We start from the raw sequence: 19,783 nt of genomic DNA, 5'->3' as shown, positions 1-19,783 counted from the left end.
ATCAGAGTGCGACGGGTTCGTCCGGATGGTAGGCCATGCCGCGGGCACGAAAACGCTCCGGCGCGCCGGCATCGGAATATTTTGCCAGTTCGTCCATGTCGGTCTTGTTCAAAATGACGCCGACCGTCTTGCCCGCAATGCCGGGTTCGGCTTCCAGAATGCTGTCGACCAGTTTTACCGGCGTTTCACCCCATTCCACGACAAAGAGATAGGCATCAACGTAGGGCGAAAAGGCCTTGGCATCGATGGTCGGCACCAGCGGTGCAAGATCGACAACGATATATTCGAAGCGGCCGCTGACTGTTTCCATCAACCTCCCCATTTCCGGCGATGCCAGCAATTCGCTGGTGTGCGGCAGGGCATTGTTTTTCGAGGCAATCGGCAGCACGGCAAGATTTGCCTTGGAATCGATGGTGATCGCGCTCGTCCAGGGTGCCTCGCCGCGCAGCACTTCCAGAAGACCGTTCTCCGGTTCGGTCTCGAGAACGATGCTCGATCCACCGGCGGTCGGGTCGGCATCCAGAAGCAGGGTGCGCTTGTTCATCGCGCCGAGCATTGTCGCCAGATTGGCCGCCACAGTGGACTTGCCCTCTCCCGACAGCGCCGAGACGACGGCAATGACCCGGCATTCGCGGCTGGGAAGTGCCACATCGCAGGCAAGCTTGGCGTTGCGCAGCGTTTCGGCAAAAGCCGAGCGCGGGTGATCGACGGCAACGCGGGTGAGCTTCTTGGCAAACCGTGCGGCATCCTCGATCTTCGCCTGATCGTCATCCGGTTCGGGCGCCGGAGCCTTTTCCTTGCGGGCCTTGGCCTTTGCCGCTTCCAGTTCCCGCGCCCTTTTCGAGCGCAGCAACGGGATATAACCGAGGAACCGCAGACCCAACCGGCTGCGCACATCATGCCCGAGGCGGAACGAACGTTCCTTCAGTTCCAGCACGGTTGCAAGGCCACCGCCGACGAACAGGCCGAGTACGATGGAGAGCGCCATCGTCATGGTCTTCTTCGGGCTTGATGGTGCCGTTGGCACGCCGGGCTCGGAAATGACGCGGGCCTTGGCGATGGGGAAGGATTGCTGCTGCGTCGCCTGTTCGAAGCGGTCGAGATAGGTCTGGTACATCGTCTTCAGCGACGCTGCCTTCTGTTCCAGTTCGCGCAACTGTACGACCGAGACATTGGCCTGCGAATTGCTGCCGGCGAGACGATCGATGCTATCGCGCAGCGATTTTTCACGCGAGCTTGCCACTTCGTAATCGTTGCGGAAGCCCGACGTCATCTGCTGCAATTCGCGAAAGATCTGCTGGGCGATGTCGGCCTTCTGGGTGGCCAGAAGCTTTGCCTGCGGATGATCGGCGCCGAACTGTTCTTCCACGGTGCGCTCACGCTCCGAGGCTGACTGGTAGCGCTTGCGCAGATCCTGGATGACAGAATTGCCACCATCCGTGGAGGAGACGATGGCGTTGTTGACGGCGGCCTCCGCCCCCTGATCGACAATCGCCTTGTACTGGTTGAAGCGGGCCGAAGCGGTAGCGGTATCGGCCTGCGCAACGATCAGCTGGCTGGTGAGGTCTGACAGTTGCTGGGCCGACAGAAGTTCGCCGCGCGGTGAAATGAGGCCATTCTTGATCTTGTATTCCTCAACCGCCATCGCCGCCTGCTGCGAGCGCTGGTTAAGGTCCGTCAGGCGCTCCTGCAGCCAATCCGAAGCGCGCTCGGTCGCATTGAAATTGGCGCTCAGCTGTTCAGTGAGGTAGGCGCTGGCATAGGCTTTGGCGAGCTGCGCCGACAGAAGCGGCTGCGGCGACTGTACGGCAATGGCAATCACCGAGCTTCGACCGACACGGTTGACGTCGAGCGATTGCTGCAGGATGGCGGATGCCTTTTCGCGGCGCCCGTTGCGGGCCGCCTCTTCCGAAACGGGCGGATCGGACGGTTTCAGGAGGCCAATGATGCTCTTGACGCTACCCTTCAGAAGTCCCACAGGCGATTCCGGTGGATCGAGGAAGAGCGCATTGTCGGCAAGCTTCAGATCATCGGCAACCCGAAGCGCCAGCGCCTTGGATTTCAGGATTTCCACCGCGCTCGACATGCGGTTGTCGATCTGCTGGGCCGACTGGATGTCGGTTTCATTCTCGGCATACCGCGACAGATTCTCGTCAATCAGGATCTGCGTCATCGCGGTATAGGCCGGTGGCGTCATCAGGAGATAAAGCCCGGCCAGCACCATGGCGGCAATAACGCAGAGGCCAATCAGCCGGATCCGCCGCATCAGCGCGGAAAACAGCCGGTCCAGATCGATGAACGAGTCCTGATCCCGGTTTGCGCCCGGAAACGTCTTCGAACGAAGGTTGATATGGTCCATCAGAAAGATCCTTTGGCGTCCCTCGACGCGAGGGAGATAATCAGGATGACGCCTTGGCAGGACGTGTGGCGGAACCGAAAACGCGGCGCAGGCGCGCGGCAATCGGCATTTTCAGGTGGCGCAGCGCGCCGGGATGGGCGATGGCAACTTTCAGGCAGCCGGCCAGCGAGCGACGCTTGATCTCCGATACCAGCGACAGAAAAGCGCCCGCTTCGACAAGACTACGGCTGCGACGTTCCTGCGCCCGCCGCGCCTTGGCATCGAGCGGAAAGGTTTCGACAAAGCCCCTGTCGGCATCGATCATGGCGCTGACATGCCGCGGCTCCAGCACGCGCGAGATCGAGCCCTCACGGATGTGATAGACATAACCGACGCTCGGCTCCACGGCGCAGCGGCCGCCGCTTGCCAGCGCGGATGCCAGCAAAAGGTAATCCTCGCCGATGCGCAGGCTCTCATCGAACCGCAGGCCATGTGCCGTCAGAAACGCCCGCGAAAACATCGGCTTCATGTAACCGAAGTTGAAGGTGGACTTGAAGATCACGTTGGAATCGATGAATTCGGCAAGCGTCAGCGAAGGCCGGTGCTGCAGTTCGCGCTCCGGGAACATGGTCACCACAGGTTCCCCCGGCTTTACCACGTCGAGATTGTCGACCACGATATCGGCTTCCAGGCGGCTTGCGCAGGCAATCATCGCGGCCGCGCGGTTCTTCTTCACCTCGTCGTCGGAATCGAGCACGGCGATCCAGCGGCCGGTCGCTGCCGCAAAGCCCGTGTTGCGGGCAACGCTTGGGCCGCCATTGCTCACCATCTCGATCAGTTTGACCCGCGGATCGCCATAATAACGCACCAGTTCCGCCGTGCCATCGCTCGAGCAGTCATCGATGACGATCACCTCGACGGAGACGCCGACCTGGGCAAGCGCGCTGTCGATCGCACGCCCGATCGTCTCACGCGCATTATAGGCGGCGATGACGAAGCTGACATCCGGGAAGCTGTCCTGCGGCTGGGCGTCGATGTTCATGCAGCCTCCATCGATCCGTATTGCCGGATTTCGCGCATGCCAAAAATGCCGCTGATGGCGCCGAGATGCAGCATGGCACGCAGCGCATAACGGTTGCGCACGATGGGTGAAAACAGCGATGCCAGAGCGGCAGCACCACAGAAACCGGCCTTCAGACCGGCAAGGCCGGCCTGCGCCACGCGCCCGGCGAGCGAGGTTTTTGCACCCAGAATACGGCCATGCGTCTGGCCGGAACGGAAGCGGCGCTTCATCAGCCAGCGCAACTGCGCGCGCTTGGGCGGTACCGGTTCGTAAAGCACAGCCTTTTCGGCATAGGCGATGATGCCGCCGGCATCGGTGACTTCGGTGAAGAAATGTGTGTCTTCACCGCCGCTCTGGCCCAGCGCCAGCGCAAACCGCCGCCCCCTGATGCGTGGCGAGCGCATGTCGAGCAGCACGTTGCAGGTATAACCGGTGCGGATCGACGGCCCGACCCAGACCGGCAGGGTGGAGTGGAAATCGCCGCTCTTCATCCAGGCCGGCGCCGCATCGTCATAAATCGCCCGGACCGGACCCAGAACTGCATCGGCCGAGGTGGCCGTTGCCGTCGAGAGAAGATCGGCAAGCCATTCCGGCGTTGCCGTCTCGTCATCGTCGATAAAAGCGAGATAATCGCCCTCGGCCGCCGCAAGGCAGGCATTGCGGGCAATGGAAATATTGGACTTCGGGCAGTGGACATAAAGCATATCGAACGGCGAGCGGCGGCGCAGGCCTTCCACCAGCGCTGAAGCGCTCGGCGTCTCATCATTATCGGCAATGATCAGCCGCACGCGGGTGCCGGCGGGCACGACGAGCAGGAATAGCGACAGCAATGTCGCCTCCAGTTCCGGACGACGGAACGTGCAAATGCCGATATCGACATAAACGAGGGATTGATCGCGGTCGTCTCTCATGCGGCAGCCCTTCGCGGTCGGAGGCGTAAAAGTTCCAGCCAGAAGCCTGTAGACCAGGCAAGGTGCATGATCATGGCAGACACGGCAGCCAGCAGCCCGAGGAGATCACGCCTGGACAGTGAGATCCAAGCGCCATAGGCGAGGCACACTCCTGCCCAAGCCAGAAGCGGCACGGCCGCCAGCCAGTGGAAGACGGAAAACAGCGCAAAGACCGCAACCGGCATGACGGCAAGCGGCAGCGCCTGGCGCAGTTTCGGAACAGAACGATGCTTCAAGAGGTTGCGCGCCCTGCCCCGGCCGTAACCGAGATATTGCCGGAACAGCGCCAGCGGGCGTGAGCGCGGATAATAGGTCATGAAGGTGCGGCCGGTCATCCAGATGCGGAAGCCTGCCTTGCGCAGGCGAAAATCCAGTTCCGCATCCTCGTTGTGGGTAAAGCTCTCGTCATAACCGCCGACGGCCCGAAACGCTTCGATGCGCATCAGCGCGTGGTGGCCGTGATCGATCCAGTGGCCGGCGGCGCCGGCGCGGTGTTTGGAGCCGCCATTGCCAAGCTTGGAGTTCTGCGCCACCGCCGTTGCCTTCTGGAAGGTGCCAAAACCCACCGTCTTCATGCCGACGACGATGGAATCGGCGCCGGTATCGGCGGCCTCCTGCAACAGGGCGGCGCAATAATCGGCGGGGTAATCGCCATGGGCATCGATGCGGATCAGGTAATCGCGGCCATCGCCGTATTCGGCAACCGCCAGATTGATGGCCACGCTCTGGATACGGCGCGGATTGGTCAAAAGCACGAGATCATCGATCTCCTCGATAAGGCCGGATACGATGGCGCGTGTGCCATCGGTGCTGCCGCCGTCTGCCACGACGATCAGCATGTCATGATTGCCACGCCCCGTATTCAACTGGCGCAGCAGCGGTTCGATATGGGCGGCCTCGTTGAGGCAGGGAATGACGACAAGGGCTTTCATCTCGGACAGGATCGGCGTTGTCATGATCAACCCTCCGATCGCAGGGGTAACGGCATGCCGACGCCCACCGCTGACGCGGCCTTGCTGGACAGGAAGGCAAGCTGGCGCACCAGCGCCTCGCAATCGGAAGGGCCGGTGATCCATTGGTTGCGGTCGGTGGCGGCGAGCTTTTCAAACAGGCTGCGATAGGTTTCGACCGTCATCCCGAAAAACTGCTGCTCAAGCGTTGCCGGATCTGCCTTTTGCAGCAAAAGGCCAAGTCCACGCCGGGCAAGAAAACGTCCGGTTTCGGTCGAAGACAGCGCAATCGGCACGGCGCCGTGCAACGCACCTTCGTAGAGCCGGTTCGGCAAAAGCCATTCGGAGTTCAGCCCCTCCTCGAAAAAGTCGATCGCCCAGACGAACTGCACCTCGTTGTAGATCGCCGCCAGTTCCTCCGGGTTGCGATAGGTGCCATGGAAGGACACATGCGGCGCGGCGGCGACCATCGCCTCGAAATCCGGAAACTCCTTTGGCGAAACGCGGCCGCGAATGACGATTTCGACATTGCCCTTCATCTGCTGCGCAAACCGGCTGAGGATAACAAAGGATTTTTGGCAGCGGATGGCGCCGAACCAGCCGATGCGCCACGGCGCGCCGGGTGCCGGCGGGCGCATCTGCGGTGGTTCAGGATTTGAAGGGGTTACAAGTTCGAGCACCTTGTTTTCCAAGAGCATGACCGGCAGGTCAAGGTGCGACAGCGGCTTGAAATAATGATCGACGAAGGCCGGCGAACTGGTGATCAGCAGGCGGGCGGAGCGGCCGAAAGCACCTTCGGCCGCGCGCAGCGCCATGCCCTTCGCGCCCCGGTCGAGCAGCAGGCGGTGAATATCGAGGCACTCGTAAACAACGGGAACGTTCGCGCCAAAGAGGCCGGAGGCGGCACCGGCAAGCGCCAGAGTTTCGAGGTTTCGCGCGAGGATGACATCCGGCCTGTCGATGCCGGCCAGCAGGCGCGACAGTGAAAACCGCGCCTTGAGGACGGCGCCCATACGCTGGCCAAGGCGGCCATCCGCCGTTTCCCCCAGCACGACAAGACGAATGCCCGGCTCGTTCGCCAGCCGGTTTTCATCGCGCAGGAAGCCGGCGACGGTCACTTCTGCGCCGCCGGCCTTCAGCATGATAACCCGTCTGCGGATCGCCGGATCGGACAGATCGTGGGCGAGATAAAGAACGTTCAACGTCACGTCGTCCAACTCCAGTCGCCCCGAAGGAAGGCGTTAAACCATGGTGGCAAAGCCGAAGAAGCGGCTCAGTTCAGTGTGCAGAGGACGGAGCCCTCGAACTTGCATTTTTCGCCGGGCGCGGTGAAGGCAATCCGGTCCACCTGCATCGAAACCGGGCCGTTATAGGCAAAGGTGCCCATCCAGTCCTTGAAGGTGTCGGAGCCCCAGAGGCTGGCAAAGATCTTCTGCGGATGCGTGGGGATCTTCGAGGCATCGGTGACCTCGTGGACCAGCTTGCCGTTGAGGAAATAGCGCAGCCGGTTCTTTTCCCAGATGAAGGCATAGTTGTTGAAGGCCTTGTCGGCCCCGCCCGGCACCGCAATCAGCTTCTCATTGTCGCCCTTGGCCGAAATATACTGGTTGACCTGCACCTGGTTGGTGTTCTTGCCGAGTACCTCGAAATCGATCTCGTCATGCGGCTGTTTGTCGGTCGGGCCGATGTAACTGAAGAAGGCCGAGTTGAGGCCGGAACCGGTGGCGGCCTTCATGCGGATTTCGTAGGTGCCATAACCATAACGCTGGCGCGTCTGGATCTCGCCGCAGGTATAGGCGCGGTCGGCAGTCTGCTTCTGGCGAAAATCGAGCACCATCTGGCCGTTTGCCACGGTGATCGCATCCTTCGACCACGTGCAGTTCTGGTGGGCGCCATTGTTCCAGCCGTCCGAGATGTACCAGAAGGACGTATCGAGCTTGTCGAAGTTTTCGACGAAGGAGGCTCCGGTCGTCTGTGCCATGGCGGCCGGTGCGGCAATGGGCGCACCTAGGACCATGGCAGTCACGACGGTCTTGCGAAACATGTCTACAAAATGGGTCATTCTCTACCTCTGTTGTTGCGTGGCCGCAGCATTGCGGCTCCCAAGCGTCTCGCCTTCCCTGCGCGACGCCGGACCAGACGGGGGCTTGCGACGGCCTCTGCTGCCGGTCAAAACCCCATACAGGCCCGGCACGAACTGAAGAGCCAGACGGTTGCTGATGATAAGGGCGGCAAAGGTGACGAGGACGGAGGTTATGTAAAAAATCGGATAAAGGTCGGCACCGGCATGGCGGTTCCACACCATCCACAACAGCACCAGAAGCGGATAATGGGCGCAGAATGTCCAGAAACTGAGGCTGCCGGAATTGGCCACGCGCTGGCCCAGACGTGTGCGGATAAGGGGTGCCGAGACAAGCCAGACGCCGATGGCGCCTAACATTGCAAGCGCATTGCGCAGGATGTTGAGCGTTTCGGGGTAGTCCGGCCCGGTGTTGAAAAGACCGAGCGCCAGGAGTGCTGCAAGCACCAGCACCAGCGCTGCAATGGGCAGCGCGTAAGGGTCGAGATATTTCAGATCGACGCGATAGAGCGCAAAAAATATCCCCAGGGTAAAACTGAAGAGAATCGACTGCTTCAGCACGATGCCGGAGGTGAGAGCCGGAAAGACGGCAATCACAAACAGGACGCCGAGCGTGAGGGCCGGGGCGCGCCGGACCAGAAAAACAAGGACCGGCGACAGCAGGATACACACCATCAGGTCACGCAGGAAATACAAGGGCAGGTTGATCGGAAAATCGTTCAATGCCAATGCGTGGTCCATCCAGTCCATCGCGGAAGAGGCCTGAAGATCGGGAAAATAACCGATTCCCATGCCGAAACGCTGAATGAGCAGCACAAAGGCAAGGACCGCGAAATTCCACAGCAGGAAGGGCACCAGAACGGTGCGGGCCTTTGAGGCCAGCGTGCGGCGATAATCAAACGTTTCCAGTCCCTTGTGAAACAGGAGATAACCTGAAATGGCGCTGAGACACGGCACACCGATGCGAAACAGGCTCTCACCCAGGAAAACCCGAAACCAGTCGAAGACGCCGTTCGGCTCAACGAACGGGCTGGCATCGGCATCATACGGCACGTGAACAAACACGATGCCGCTGATCAGGAGAATGCGCATCAGGTTGATGCGGGAGGATATGTTCTGATCGACAGGCATATCGTTGACCCCTCTTGGGTTGCGCCTCCCCCGCAACCGAATTTCAACCAGAGCAGACGTCGGCCCTCGAAACCAAAGCATGCTGCCCAGTTTCGGGGAAAATGTGGCAGTGCAGCAAAAACTCAAGACGGGAATGCCCTCCTGATGGCGGTGAACTGCGTTAACCTTTAAAAAATTACGTCTGCGCGCCGGCAAAAAGCCTGAAATCCAAGGGTAATCCGGCGTGGACTGAGACCATTCCTCCTGTTCCATTTTTCGACACAAGCATCGTTATAAAACCGATCTCGTGACAGATTACCGTTGTAAGTCTCAAAGACCACCGGAAATTACGGCATAAATGTGGCAAAAATGCTACGTGATCGCGGCATCAGCGTTTTCACGGTCGGATCTCGTCCGAAATTGACACGCATGAATGAAAATGAAACACATTGGCTGGACTGAAAATGCCGAACTTCGCTGTCTTCTCCCGCACCCCTTGCCGCAGTGCAAAAAACGGACAAATTTCAGCCTGAAAGAATAGGCTTTCTGGCGCGGGGATAAGGCACGCGAGAGGCTAGATGCATCATGCGGGTGTCTTCTTCTGCCGGCTGTTGCGGCAGAAAAGCGCGCATGCGGCGCCGCTTAACCGGAGCTTCCTGGCACAAGCCGGGCTGTCTCATGTCTTTTGAAAGCAGGGCAAATCATGGCGACCTTCACGGTGATCATTCCGTTCTACCAGAAAGAAGCGGGCGTCCTGATGCGCGCCCTGCGGTCCATTTTTGCGCAGACCTATACGGATTTCGATATCATCGTGGTCGATGATGAATCCCCCTATCCCGGCGAACAGGAGTTGGAGGGATTAAGCGCTCTGGAGCGGGAGCGGATCACGCTGATCAAACAGCCGAACGGCGGACCGGGCGGCGCGCGCAACGCCGGGCTCGACAACATCCCGGCCTCCACACAGTTTGCCGCCTTCCTCGATTCCGACGACATCTGGCTGCCGACCCATCTGGAAAATGCCCATAGGGCCCTCACTGGCCTTGGCGCCGATTGCTACTGGGCCTCGATGCAGGCGGACGAGGATTTTTATTACCACTTCGGCATGTCGAAACTTCAGGAAGAAGCCGGTGCGCGCCCGGTGATGGAGAGCCCGCTGGTGCTGGAAGTACCGGATCTCGCCAGCACCATGCTGAAGAACTGGAGTTTTCTGCACCTCTCCTGCATGATCATCGGCCGTCCCATTTTCGAGACCGTGCGGTTCGATCCGGTGCTGCGGCTGGCGGCGGAGGATGTGCTGTTCTTTTGCGACTGCATTCTGGCGGCAAAACGCCCGGTGCTTTGCGACGATGCCGGCGCGGGACGCGGGCGCGGCATCAACATCTTCCACAGCATCGACAACCAGTCGCCGCAGTTCCTGCGCCAGCAGTTCAACACCTGGGTGGCGCTCGACCGGCTGGAGCAGCGCTTTTCCAGGCGCCCCAGTGACGTCGCCTCCATCGCCTCTTACAAGAACACCGCGCGCCGCCAGGCCCTGTGGAGCCAGGCGGGACTGATGCGCCAGCGCAAGGTGCCGGATCTTTCGACGCTGGCCCGCTGGGCATGGCGCGATCCGGCACTCCTGAAGACGGTGCTGGAGCTTGGCACCGGAAAACTGAAAGGCGCGCGCTGATGGCCCGCCTTCCCCTTTCACCCGAACGGACCCCGAGGACCGCAACATGAAGCCTTACTTCTGGGAATCCCATCACGGCAATTTCGGTGATGACCTGAACCTCTGGCTGTGGGATTTCCTGCTGCCCGGCCTGCGCGACACCCATCCGGACACGTTGCTGGTGGGCGTTGGAACCGTGCTGAACCCCGTCCTTCTGCCGACAGGGATCCGCAAGCTGGTGATCGGCAGCGGTTATGGTTATGGCACCCCGCCTGATGTTTCGAACCCCGCCGAATGGGACGTGCGCTGTGTGCGCGGACCGCTGACAGCCGCAAAGCTCGGGCTCTCCCCTGACATGGGCATTATCGATCCCGCCGTCATGGTCACCGACATGCCGGAGTTTCAGAACCTGCCGAAAAAGTTCAAAAAAACCTTCATCCCGCATTGGGAATCGGCGGAATTCGGCATCTGGCAGAATGTCTGCGAGCCCGCGGGCCTCACCTATCTCGATCCGCGCGGCGAAGCCAAGGACGTGATTGCCAAAATCGCGCAGTCGGAACTGATAGTGGCCGAATCCATGCATGGCGCCATCCTTGCGGATGCGTTTCGTGTGCCGTGGATTGCCGTCAGCACCTCACGTTCCATCAACAGCTTCAAGTGGACGGATTGGGCAAACACCGTCGGCGCTACCTATGCGCCGCGTTATGTGCCGGTCTCCACCCGTGCCGAAGCGGTGCAGAAACAATCCCGTTTCTGGGGCTTAAAATTCCCGGCCGGCGGGCCTTCCGCTGAAACCGCGGCCATGCCGGCTGCGGCCGAGACCGCAACGCTGGAGCAGCCGAAAACGGCCGCACCACAGGGCGCCAAAACCATGCTGCGCACGGCTGCCAAGCAAATGCTGGCCGCGCCCTCAACGCTTGCGCTCTGGCAGGCAAGCCGGGCTGAACCGCAGCTTTCGCCGGATGGGCGGCTGGAGGAACGCAAGGCGCGTTTTCGCGAAGTCCTCGATGGCGTCCGACGCGACTACCTGTCGGCTTAGACGTTCGATGAACCAGCACCGGCGGCGCATCCTTGGGGAAAGCCGCCGGGCAGCTTAGCGCTGGGCGACGGGCACGCCCGGCAGCAGGTAACGCAGTTTGCCTGGGGGCACCGGTGGCTGGCTTTGCTGACCCTTGCCCGCACGGGCCTCGAGCTTGTCGGCAAGCACGCCGGATACGACCGCAGGCGCGGATGACGGATGCGTCAGCAGATGGCGGATGGCCGAGGCCTTGCCCTCGCGCGCCTTCAGATCGAGGATGTGGCGCAGATCATAACGCGCCTTGATGTGGCGCTCGTGGCGGCGCACGACCCGCGCTTCCTCAGGCTTCAACAGACCAGGCTTCAGGCGAACCGTCCGCTCGGCCTCGTAGAGCCGGCGCAGGTCGTCTGTGCGGTGCGCGCCGCTCAAGGAGTTTGCCCGTACCACCGCTCCATAACCGCAATGATCGATCACCTTGTAGCGGGCGCCATGGGCAAGGGCGCGCAGGTAAAGATCGTAATCCTCGCCAAGCCGCAGATCCTCGTTATAACGCAGGCTGTGAGAGCGCATGAATTCGCGGCGGATCACCGGTTTCAAAAAGCCGATCTCGCCGCGTTTGACGCCGCGTTTGGAAATATTGCCCTCGACGAAATCGATCAGCGACAATTGTCGCGTGCGCGCCTGGAACCGCTCGGGTTCGATGGAAAGCGAGGGATCGTGGTGGATGAAGCCGATATTGTCGGCGATAAGGTCCCAGTCTGTCTCCGCCTGCATGGCGGCAAAACGTCCGGGAAAGAAGAAATCATCCGCATCCAGAATGCTGATCAGCGGAGAGGTGGAGATATCGATGGCGTGGTTGCGCGCGGCCGATGGTCCGCGATTTTTATCGAAACGCGCAATGACGAGCCGCCCGCTTCCATCATCGGCCGAACGGGCGGCGACGTCCGTTGCGTCCGACGAGCCATCATCGACCACGACCACTTCGCCGACCGCCGGTTCCCGCAGCGCAGACGCAATCGCCTTGCCGATCGTATCGGCGGCATCCTTGGCCGCGATGATGACGCAGACCTTGTCGGTGAGGTTGATGGTCATGGCAGTCTCCGTTGCGATCGATCGCTCGATACGAAACTAGGATATTTGCCAGGATATGGAAGCACCTGCAGCAAAATTGCGGCGGCTGAGACCTGAACCTACCGATCGCTGACCTTCAAGTGCGGGGCCGCAGTGCCCATGTCGCCGGACAATCCATTTTCACCACTGTGCGCGACATTGCCGCTTTCCGCCGCCTTGCGCACACGCGCCGCGCGTTCGCGCGAGACCAGAAACAGGATGCACACGAAGTAACCGGCCTGGAGAAGGATCGCGCAGAGAATTGTTTGCCACAAGGTCGCAACAGCAGAGCCCTGCAGGAAGTAGGTAGCAACGGCAAACACGACCAGCACGATCGACATGCTGGCAATGACACGTGGTCCATACATGATACCAACCTCCCGGCACTTGGTTTCGCGTCGTAACCGCGTCACCATTTCTGCTTGTCCGGTCCGACTTATAGCAAAACAGGGACCAAGCGTTATCACATGTCTGTGGGCGTCTTCCATGAATATTTAGTAATGACTTCGTGGAGCGCCCTTGCGAACTTATGCCCGATTCCTGCCGCATTAAACCATCCAGCGGCGTCTGCAGGCTCGTTTCAATCGGTTGAGACGCCTTTTCCGATCAAAATTTGTTACACAGAAACGCAGGTCGGAGAATGCCTCATTGCGATGCAACATAAACATTGCGCTGCACAAAAATGAGTGCCTGACAGTTATTCCGGAGGCTGAATCGGAAGTGACAAGGAAACATCCCCCAGAGGCGTCCAAGTCGCTCACCTGATCTGCTGAGATAGCCCGCTCCCGCGGAGCCGGAAAGACTACATGCGCCCGAAACAGGACAGTAGATCTTTGAATTGAGGGGAATTTTCATTCGGCATCGGCCAAGCATCGCCCCGCTTTGGGACATGCATTACCCCAAAATGGCACAGCCTGCGGCGCCCGCCATAAAAAAATAACTGGAAACAAATTCCAAACACACAATTATTGTCTCATCCGACGGCACATGATGCGCCGCAATGGCACCGACCACTCGCACCACCAATGGAGTTCTCTCTATGAAGTCCGCGACACGATCGGCAATTTCGCCGCTTACCGCACCTGACGACATGCACTTCGCCTTTCCCACAGGCGGCGTCGCCAAACGCGCTTTCGACCTCACTACGGCAATGGTTGCCCTGGTGGTGTTCAGCCCGCTCTTCCTGATGATCATGGCGCTCGTCAAGTTCACCGATGGCGGCCGGGTTTTTTATGGCCACACACGCGTCGGTCACAATGGCCGCAGCTTCAAATGCCTGAAGTTCCGCACCATGGTGATGAACGGCGACGAGGTGCTGCGCAAATACCTGCACAACAACCCTGAAGCGGCCGCCGAATGGCGGGCAACCCGCAAGCTGAAGGATGATCCGCGCGTCACGGCGGTCGGCACGGTCCTGCGCAAGCTCAGCCTTGATGAACTGCCGCAGCTGTTCAACGTGATCCGTGGCGAGATGAGTATCGTTGGACCGCGCCCGGTCGTTGATGAAGAACTGACGCTCTACGACAATTTTGCCGTCTTTTATCTGCGCACACGCCCGGGTCTTACCGGCCTGTGGCAGATCAGCGGCCGCAATGACGTTTCCTACGAAAGCCGTATCGCCTTCGATACGCACTATGTCCAGAACTGGTCGTTGATGCGCGACATGTCGATCATCCTGAAGACCATCCCCGCCGTCTGCATGTCGCGCGGAAGTTACTGATCTCATCCGGTACAGTCCGGCCGCGTCTGGTTCAAACCACGCGGTCCGTATCCTCCTCTGTTCCAATGAACGGCGGGCGACGTCGAATTTTATTCGGCGTCTTTTGTCCGCCATCAACCAGGGATATTCAATGCTGGTGAAACCACGCGTGACGCAGAAAACCGGTTCCCGACGCCTCATCGCCTGCCTCATGGCCGGCATGACGGTGATGATGGCCGGCGGGGCCATGGCAGACGAAGAGGCCTACAAGCTTGGCGTGATGGACAAGCTGCGCATCCGCGTTGCCGAATGGCAGCCTGCCGAAGGTATCGTCAAAAGCTGGGATGCGCTGAGCGGCGATTACAGTATCGGCGCTTCGGGCGCCCTGTCCTTGCCCTTCATCGGAAACCTGGATGCCGCAGGGCGCACGCCGGCCGAGGTGGCGACCGAAATCGGCGCCAAGTTGCAACAGCAGTTTGCCCTGCGCAACCTGCCCTCCGCATCGGTGGAAGTGGCTGAGTTCCGGCCGGTCTTCCTGTCTGGAGACGTGCAGACGCCGGGCGAATATCCGTATTCGCCAAACCTCACCGTGCTGAAGGCGATCAGCCTTGGCGGCGGCTTGCGCCGCTCCGATAGCGGGCAGCGGTTTGCCCGCGATTTCATCAATGCCAAAGGCGATCTTGCCGTTTATGACAGCCAGCGGGCGCGGCTGATTGCCCGTCACGCCCGGCTGGAAGCCGAAATGTCCGGCGCAGACGAGATCAAGATGCCGGCGGAACTGGAAAAGGTGCAGAACGCTGCAGAGTTGATCCGCAGCGAAACGGCACTGATGAAACAGCGCCGCGACCGGTACGAGTTGCAGTTGAAAGCGCTGGCAGACCTGAAGGCCTTGTTGCAGAGCGAAGTGGAATCCCTGCAACGCAAGACCGAGACCCAGACCCGCCAGCTGGACATTGCAGAAAAGGACCGCGAAAAGATCAGCCGCCTCAGCGATCAGGGACTGGCGCTCAGTTCCCGCATGCTCTCCAGCGAGGAGCGCGCCGCCGAGGTGCAGTCGACCCTTCTCGACATCGACACCAATTCGCTGCGGGCCAAGCAGCAGATCAGCCAGGCCGACCAGGACGAGATCAACCTGCGCAATGACTGGGAGGCGCAGCGCGCCAAGGACATGCAGGACACCGAGGCCGAAATGGAAAAGCTGAACCTGCAGATTGGCACCAACCAGCAACTGGTGGCGGAAGCGCTGGCGCAGTCTGCCGAAGCGTTGAAGTTCGATCCGCACGGGACGGCCGCCAACATCCGCTATTCGATCGTGCGCGATGAGGGCACCGGCCCGAAGGAAATCGCAGCCGACGAGACCATGAAGCTGCAACCCGGCGACGTGATCAAGGTTACCTCCGAACTGCTGATGCAGTAACGCGCGATGAAGATAGCCAAGGCCAACCTGATAGAACCGGACGAGAACGCGCTTTACGGCACGGCGGCAGTGATGCTGTCGCTGTTCGTTTTTGCCTATTCGAGCCGGTTCGGCCAGGTGTCGATCCTTGGCTATTACGCCGTCTGGCTGCCGCTGGTGATGCTCGACTACAAGCGCGTGCTGGGAAACCCGGCGCGTTCGTTCTGGATTTTTGCCTTTTCCGGCTTCTGCTTCCTGTCGGTGTTCTGGTCACCGGCGCCGGGTGTTTCGCTGCGCACGGCAATCCAGTATCTCACGCATATCATCTGCGCGCTCATTGCCATGCGCACGCTGAGTGTGGCGACATTGGTGCGCGGCGTGATTGCCGGCTGCGCCGTGGTGCTCGCCTATTCCATGCTGTTCGGCGTCTACCATTTCGATCCGCTCGATGGCACCTACAGCTTCGTCGGCGCCTTTGCCTCGAAAAACCAGCTGGGGTTTTATGCCTCGCTCGGCCTTTATTTCGCCTATGCCGGCATCATGCTGATGGGTTTTCGCCGGCTATGGCTGATCGCCTGCCTCGCAACCGCGCTGCTGTCGGCCTATTGCCTGCTTGCGTCGCAATCGGCCACATCCGTTTTGACCACGCTTGTCATCATCGCCGCCTGCTGCGGTTTGCAGGTGCTTGCGCTGCTGGCACCCACCACCCGCAAGATTGTCTTTGCAAGCGGCATCATCATTGCCGTGATCGGCGTCAATGCGGCACTCACCATGGGTGCCATGGATGCGGTGCTCGGCATTTTCGGCAAGGATTCAACGCTGACCGGGCGCACCTATCTGTGGCAGCAGGGCATCGAGGCGGCCCGCCAGTCTCCCGTCATTGGCCTCGGATACCAGGGCTACTGGGTGCAGGGTTTTCCGGAAGCCGAACGCCTGTGGGAAGAGTTCTACATCGGCTCGCGCAGCGGCTTCCATTTCCACAACACCTATATCGAGACCATGGTGGAAACCGGCATTGTCGGCACGGCACTTTTGTCGCTGACGCTTCTGGCCGGCTTTTTCGGCCATCTGAAGCGGCTGCTGCATGACAACCGCAACCCCGACGCCCTGGTGCTGTTTGGCCTGCTGGCGCTGCTGCTGGTGCGCTCCTTCGTGGAGATCGACGTCATGCATCCCTATCATGTCGGCTCCTTCCTGTTTTATTTCGCCGTCGGGCGGCTGACGCTTCGGCCCCTTGCGGCGCCTCTTCCTTTCGAGCGGGCATTCGTGCTGCCTGAGCGGCGGGCGCATCTTGCATGACGCAGACAAGAGACGACCGACCGACCGCAGGGGAAAAGGCCATGAAGACGCTCTACGGCATTCAATATCTGAGGGCGATTGCAGCGCTCGCGGTCGTCCTTTTCCACGCCGCGGAACGGTCCGACGAGAATTTTGCCATCGGTGCTGCCGGCGTCGATGTCTTCTTTGTCGTCAGCGGCTTCATCATGATCGTCATCAGCCAGAACCGGCACCAGACGCCGGGCGCCTTCCTCAAGGACCGCCTGTTGCGCATCGCGCCAAGTTACTGGCTTGCAACCACAGTCATGGTGTTTGGCGCGCTGGCCGGCCTCTTCCCGAACCTCATTCTCGATGCGCCGCATCTGATCGGCTCCTACCTTTTCCTGCCGGTTGCCTCGCCCAATGGCGGTGCGCTGTGGCCGGTTCTGGTGCAGGGCTGGACGCTGAATTACGAGATGTTTTTCTACCTGGCCTTTGCCGTCTCGCTGATGCTGGCGCCCGGCCGACGCCTTGCCGCCCTCGCCGCCATTTTTGGCGCACTGGCTGTCATCGGTTTTGCAGTGACGACGCCCGGCACGGCGGCTTTCTTCTACACGCGGCCGCTCATTCTGGAATTTCTGGCCGGCGCCGTGATCGGCAGGCTTTGGCTGTCCGGCCGCGTGCCGCGCGCCGATACCGGGCTGATGCTGATTGCGGTCGCGATCTTTTCCTTCACGGCAATCTATCTGCTGCGGGCCGAGTTCAACACCTTCATCTGCGCGCCGCTTGCGATCTGCCTCGTGCTCGGTGTTCTGGCGCTCGAAAAGGCCGACATGCTGCCGCAACTGCCCCGCCTTGCCTATCTCGGCGACGCTTCCTACTCGATCTATCTCTGGCACACGTTTGCCGTCTCGGTGGTGCTGAAGCTTGGCATGTCCGCGGGGCTTCCGACATGGCTCGTGGTCTGGGGCGGCGCGGTCATCGGCACGCTGGTCGGCATTGCCTGTTATGAGGTCATCGAACGGCCGCTCAACGTTTTCATCAAGCACCGCCGCATCGTGTTTCGCCTGCCAGGACGCCGCGTCACCGCCGACTGATCCCTAGAAACTGCACGTGCAGCACCCGTCAATGACGGGCAAGATCCTCATGCGTCAGGCCGAAATGATCGAGGATCATCTGGACATTGCGCCGGTGCGGCTTGAAATAGACGTCGAAGAGGTCGCCAACCAGCGGCAGGCTGCCGAAGACGGCATCGGTGCCGATATTGGCAAGCATCTGCATCTGCTTGGAGGCCGGCAGGCCAAGACGGCGCGCTTCGTTGACGATGACAAGGCCAATGACGGCCCCTGCCGCATCGCCCGCCACCGGCAGAAGGCCCATGATGGAATCTGCCCCGAAGCGGATATTGGTGCCGGGCACGCGCAGTGCCGTATCCATCAGCCGGGCAAGCTTTGCCATGCGCACGAGGCGGCGCATGGCGTCGGGATCCAGAACGGTTCTGCGCCGTGCCGCGCCATATAATGTGTCTGCATCCGCCATTGTCGCAATCCCAGCCTGATCGATGAGGCGCTAACGGGACTGCGGCCCGCCGGTTCCACGAACCCGCGGGCGACCTCGTATAATCGTCAGGTCACAGCGCCGACCTGCCACGGCACGAATTCGTTGTCGCCGTAATCATAGATCTCGCTCAGCGTCTTCTGGCCGGAGGCAACCGCAATGACATGCTCAAAAATACGCTCGCCGGACTGCTCGATCGTCTCGTCACCGGTGACGATGCCGCCGCAGTTCAGATCCATGTCTTCGCGCATGTGCTCGTACATGTCGGTATTGGTGGCGATCTTGATGCAGGGGGATGGCTTGAAGCCGGAGACCGAACCGCGCCCGGTGGTGAAACAGATGACGTTGCAGCCACCCGCCACCTGGCCCGTCACCGCCACCGGATCGTAACCGGGCGTATCCATGAAGACAAAACCCGGCTCGGTCACTGCCTCGGCAAATTCATAAACTGCCTTCAGCGGCATGGAGCCGCCCTTGGCAACGGCACCCAGCGACTTCTCCAGAATGGTGGTGAGACCGCCGAGCTTGTTGCCATGCGAGGGATTGTTGTTCAGTTCGTCGCCATTGCGCGCGGTGTAGTCGCGCCACCAGTCGATGCGCTGCAGGAGCTTTTCGGCAACGGCCGGAGTTACGGCACGACGGGTCAAAAGATGCTCGGCGCCGTAGATCTCAGGCGTTTCCGCAAGGACCGTGGTGCCGCCATGGCGCACGAGAAGGTCTGAAGCGTATCCGAGCGCCGGATTGGCGGAAATGCCGGAATAACCATCGGAGCCACCGCATTCCAGCGCAAGCTTCAGCTTCGACAGCGGCTGCGGCGTACGGCGTGCGGCATCCACCACCGGCAGCATGTCCTTGATGATTTCGATCGCCGCATCAATGGTTTTGCGCGTGCCGCCATGCTGCTGGATCGTCATGGTGCGCAGCCGGTCGCCCTCCTCCATCTTGTAGTGTTCGAGGATCGGGCCAATCTGGTTGGTTTCGCAGCCAAGCCCGATCATCAGGATGCCGCCGAAATTGGGATGGCGGGCATAACCCTGGATGGTGCGGATGAGGAGGCGATATCCTTCCGACTTATTGTTGAGCGCGCAGCCCGTGCCATGCGTCAGCGCCACCACACCATCGATATTGTCAAAGCCGTCGAGGCCGCCCATGCGGTTGAAGTAATCGGCGATGTAACGCGAGACGGTGGCCGAACAGTTGACCGAGGAGATGATGCCGATGAAATTGCGCGTGCCGGCACCGCCGATGCCGCGGTCATAACCCATGAAAGTGCGCCGCTCCGACAGCGGCAGCATGCCCTTTTCCTCGATATCGACGCTGAACTGGTGCTCATGCTCGGACGGCAACATGGCAAGGTTATGCAGATGCACATGATCTCCCGGCGCAATATCCTGCGTCGCAAGACCGATGATCTGGCCGTACTTGCGCACCTCATGGCCGGTGGCGATGGCGCGGATCGCCATCTTGTGGCCGCGTCCGATCAACTGGCCGGCGATAATGCCATTGAAGCCGGAGGCCGTGCCCGGCTGCAACGAGCGACGGGTGACCACCACATCGTCTGCGGCGTTCAGCAAAATCACGGGTGAAACGGTGTCTGTCATCATGTC

At 60.6% G+C, this 19,783-nt stretch carries 17 protein-coding genes; 6 read left to right on the top strand and 11 right to left on the bottom strand.

All coding sequences use genetic code 11. From position 1 onward, the window contains the following. Position 1: 1 nt before the first annotated feature. The 7 genes from AC4CWF_RS03035 to AC4CWF_RS03005 all read right to left on the bottom strand — a co-directional run bounded on the left by AC4CWF_RS03035 (position 2) and on the right by AC4CWF_RS03005 (position 8,512). A complete protein-coding gene (locus AC4CWF_RS03035; RefSeq protein ID WP_491283657.1) occupies positions 2-2,359 on the bottom strand; it encodes a Wzz/FepE/Etk N-terminal domain-containing protein in 2,358 nt (785 codons plus the stop codon). A 40-nt stretch (positions 2,360-2,399) separates the two neighbouring features. Then, complete coding sequence (locus AC4CWF_RS03030) at positions 2,400-3,380, bottom strand: glycosyltransferase family 2 protein (RefSeq protein WP_491283656.1); 981 nt, start codon at positions 3,378-3,380, stop codon at positions 2,400-2,402. After that, the gene (locus tag AC4CWF_RS03025; RefSeq protein WP_491283655.1) at positions 3,377-4,312 is read right to left on the bottom strand and encodes a glycosyltransferase family 2 protein; all 936 of its coding nucleotides are present in this window, start codon (positions 4,310-4,312) and stop codon (positions 3,377-3,379) included. Before AC4CWF_RS03025 ends, AC4CWF_RS03030 begins: the two co-directional genes overlap by 4 nt. Continuing rightward, on the bottom strand, positions 4,309-5,307 hold the full coding sequence (locus AC4CWF_RS03020; RefSeq protein WP_491283654.1) for a glycosyltransferase family 2 protein: 999 nt from the start codon (positions 5,305-5,307) through the stop codon (positions 4,309-4,311). Before AC4CWF_RS03020 ends, AC4CWF_RS03025 begins: the two co-directional genes overlap by 4 nt. Before the next feature lie 2 nt (positions 5,308-5,309). Further along, the gene (locus AC4CWF_RS03015) at positions 5,310-6,509 is read right to left on the bottom strand and encodes a glycosyltransferase (RefSeq protein ID WP_491283653.1); all 1,200 of its coding nucleotides are present in this window, start codon (positions 6,507-6,509) and stop codon (positions 5,310-5,312) included. Between the two features lie 65 nt (positions 6,510-6,574). Then, entirely contained in the window at positions 6,575-7,363 is a 789-nt protein-coding gene (exoK, locus tag AC4CWF_RS03010) for an endo-1,3-1,4-beta-glycanase ExoK (RefSeq protein WP_491283652.1), read from the bottom strand. 3 nt (positions 7,364-7,366) lie between these two features. After that, complete coding sequence (locus AC4CWF_RS03005) at positions 7,367-8,512, bottom strand: acyltransferase family protein (protein WP_491283651.1); 1,146 nt, start codon at positions 8,510-8,512, stop codon at positions 7,367-7,369. 682 nt (positions 8,513-9,194) lie between these two features. Here AC4CWF_RS03005 and AC4CWF_RS03000 point away from each other — a divergent pair. Both AC4CWF_RS03000 and AC4CWF_RS02995 read left to right on the top strand, forming a co-directional pair. After that, a complete protein-coding gene (locus AC4CWF_RS03000) occupies positions 9,195-10,160 on the top strand; it encodes a glycosyltransferase family 2 protein (protein WP_491283650.1) in 966 nt (321 codons plus the stop codon). A gap of 46 nt (positions 10,161-10,206) precedes the next feature. Further along, positions 10,207-11,178 carry a polysaccharide pyruvyl transferase family protein gene (locus tag AC4CWF_RS02995; RefSeq protein ID WP_491283649.1) on the top strand — a complete coding sequence of 324 codons (972 nt, stop codon included), beginning with the start codon at positions 10,207-10,209 and terminating at the stop codon, positions 11,176-11,178. Between the two features lie 54 nt (positions 11,179-11,232). Here the strand turns inward: AC4CWF_RS02995 and AC4CWF_RS02990 are convergent, their stop codons facing one another. Then, complete coding sequence (locus AC4CWF_RS02990) at positions 11,233-12,249, bottom strand: glycosyltransferase family 2 protein (protein ID WP_491283648.1); 1,017 nt, start codon at positions 12,247-12,249, stop codon at positions 11,233-11,235. 98 nt (positions 12,250-12,347) lie between these two features. After that, entirely contained in the window at positions 12,348-12,635 is a 288-nt protein-coding gene (locus AC4CWF_RS02985; RefSeq protein ID WP_491283647.1) for an exopolysaccharide production repressor protein, read from the bottom strand. Positions 12,636-13,306: 671 nt separating this feature from the next. Between AC4CWF_RS02985 and AC4CWF_RS02980 the strand changes: the two genes are divergently transcribed. From AC4CWF_RS02980 to AC4CWF_RS02965, 4 genes are all read left to right on the top strand, one after another. Continuing rightward, positions 13,307-13,987, top strand: a complete 681-nt coding sequence (locus AC4CWF_RS02980; RefSeq protein ID WP_491285176.1) for a sugar transferase — start codon at positions 13,307-13,309, stop codon at positions 13,985-13,987. A 130-nt stretch (positions 13,988-14,117) separates the two neighbouring features. Further along, positions 14,118-15,383, top strand: coding sequence for a polysaccharide biosynthesis/export family protein (locus tag AC4CWF_RS02975; RefSeq protein ID WP_491283646.1), 1,266 nt, complete (start codon positions 14,118-14,120; stop codon positions 15,381-15,383). 6 nt (positions 15,384-15,389) lie between these two features. Further along, complete coding sequence (locus tag AC4CWF_RS02970) at positions 15,390-16,661, top strand: O-antigen ligase family protein (protein ID WP_491283645.1); 1,272 nt, start codon at positions 15,390-15,392, stop codon at positions 16,659-16,661. Between the two features lie 41 nt (positions 16,662-16,702). Beyond that, positions 16,703-17,716: an acyltransferase family protein gene (locus AC4CWF_RS02965; protein ID WP_491283644.1), complete on the top strand. Its 1,014-nt coding sequence runs from the start codon at positions 16,703-16,705 to the stop codon at positions 17,714-17,716. Positions 17,717-17,744: 28 nt separating this feature from the next. Here AC4CWF_RS02965 and AC4CWF_RS02960 read toward each other — a convergent pair whose 3' ends face one another. Both AC4CWF_RS02960 and AC4CWF_RS02955 read right to left on the bottom strand, forming a co-directional pair. Continuing rightward, on the bottom strand, positions 17,745-18,158 hold the full coding sequence (locus AC4CWF_RS02960) for a DUF4112 domain-containing protein (protein WP_491283643.1): 414 nt from the start codon (positions 18,156-18,158) through the stop codon (positions 17,745-17,747). 86 nt (positions 18,159-18,244) lie between these two features. Continuing rightward, the gene (locus tag AC4CWF_RS02955) at positions 18,245-19,777 is read right to left on the bottom strand and encodes a UxaA family hydrolase (RefSeq protein ID WP_491285174.1); all 1,533 of its coding nucleotides are present in this window, start codon (positions 19,775-19,777) and stop codon (positions 18,245-18,247) included. Positions 19,778-19,783 lie beyond the last annotated feature (6 nt).

It is taken from the genome of Neorhizobium sp. PAMB6630 (genome assembly GCF_058242775.1).
The sequence above is the reverse complement of the archived record's forward strand: the minus strand, read 5'-3'. Positions and strand labels throughout refer to the sequence as shown.

Bases quoted from the DNA above. Each gene is read 5' to 3' on its own strand.
- AC4CWF_RS03030 (WP_491283656.1), bottom strand. From the start codon at position 3,380: ATGAACATCGACGCCCAGCCGCAGGACAGCTTCCCGGATGTCAGCTTC.
- AC4CWF_RS03035 (WP_491283657.1), bottom strand. From the start codon at position 2,359: ATGGACCATATCAACCTTCGTTCGAAGACGTTTCCGGGCGCAAACCGG.
- AC4CWF_RS02980 (WP_491285176.1), top strand. From the start codon at position 13,307: ATGAAGTCCGCGACACGATCGGCAATTTCGCCGCTTACCGCACCTGAC.
- AC4CWF_RS03005 (WP_491283651.1), bottom strand. From the start codon at position 8,512: ATGCCTGTCGATCAGAACATATCCTCCCGCATCAACCTGATGCGCATT.
- AC4CWF_RS02970 (WP_491283645.1), top strand. From the start codon at position 15,390: ATGAAGATAGCCAAGGCCAACCTGATAGAACCGGACGAGAACGCGCTT.
- AC4CWF_RS02985 (WP_491283647.1), bottom strand. From the start codon at position 12,635: ATGTATGGACCACGTGTCATTGCCAGCATGTCGATCGTGCTGGTCGTG.
- AC4CWF_RS03000 (WP_491283650.1), top strand. From the start codon at position 9,195: ATGGCGACCTTCACGGTGATCATTCCGTTCTACCAGAAAGAAGCGGGC.
- AC4CWF_RS02960 (WP_491283643.1), bottom strand. From the start codon at position 18,158: ATGGCGGATGCAGACACATTATATGGCGCGGCACGGCGCAGAACCGTT.
- AC4CWF_RS02975 (WP_491283646.1), top strand. From the start codon at position 14,118: ATGCTGGTGAAACCACGCGTGACGCAGAAAACCGGTTCCCGACGCCTC.
- AC4CWF_RS03020 (WP_491283654.1), bottom strand. From the start codon at position 5,307: ATGACAACGCCGATCCTGTCCGAGATGAAAGCCCTTGTCGTCATTCCC.
- AC4CWF_RS02955 (WP_491285174.1), bottom strand. From the start codon at position 19,777: ATGACAGACACCGTTTCACCCGTGATTTTGCTGAACGCCGCAGACGAT.
- AC4CWF_RS02965 (WP_491283644.1), top strand. From the start codon at position 16,703: ATGAAGACGCTCTACGGCATTCAATATCTGAGGGCGATTGCAGCGCTC.
- AC4CWF_RS03025 (WP_491283655.1), bottom strand. From the start codon at position 4,312: ATGAGAGACGACCGCGATCAATCCCTCGTTTATGTCGATATCGGCATT.
- AC4CWF_RS02995 (WP_491283649.1), top strand. From the start codon at position 10,207: ATGAAGCCTTACTTCTGGGAATCCCATCACGGCAATTTCGGTGATGAC.
- AC4CWF_RS02990 (WP_491283648.1), bottom strand. From the start codon at position 12,249: ATGACCATCAACCTCACCGACAAGGTCTGCGTCATCATCGCGGCCAAG.
- exoK (WP_491283652.1), bottom strand. From the start codon at position 7,363: ATGACCCATTTTGTAGACATGTTTCGCAAGACCGTCGTGACTGCCATG.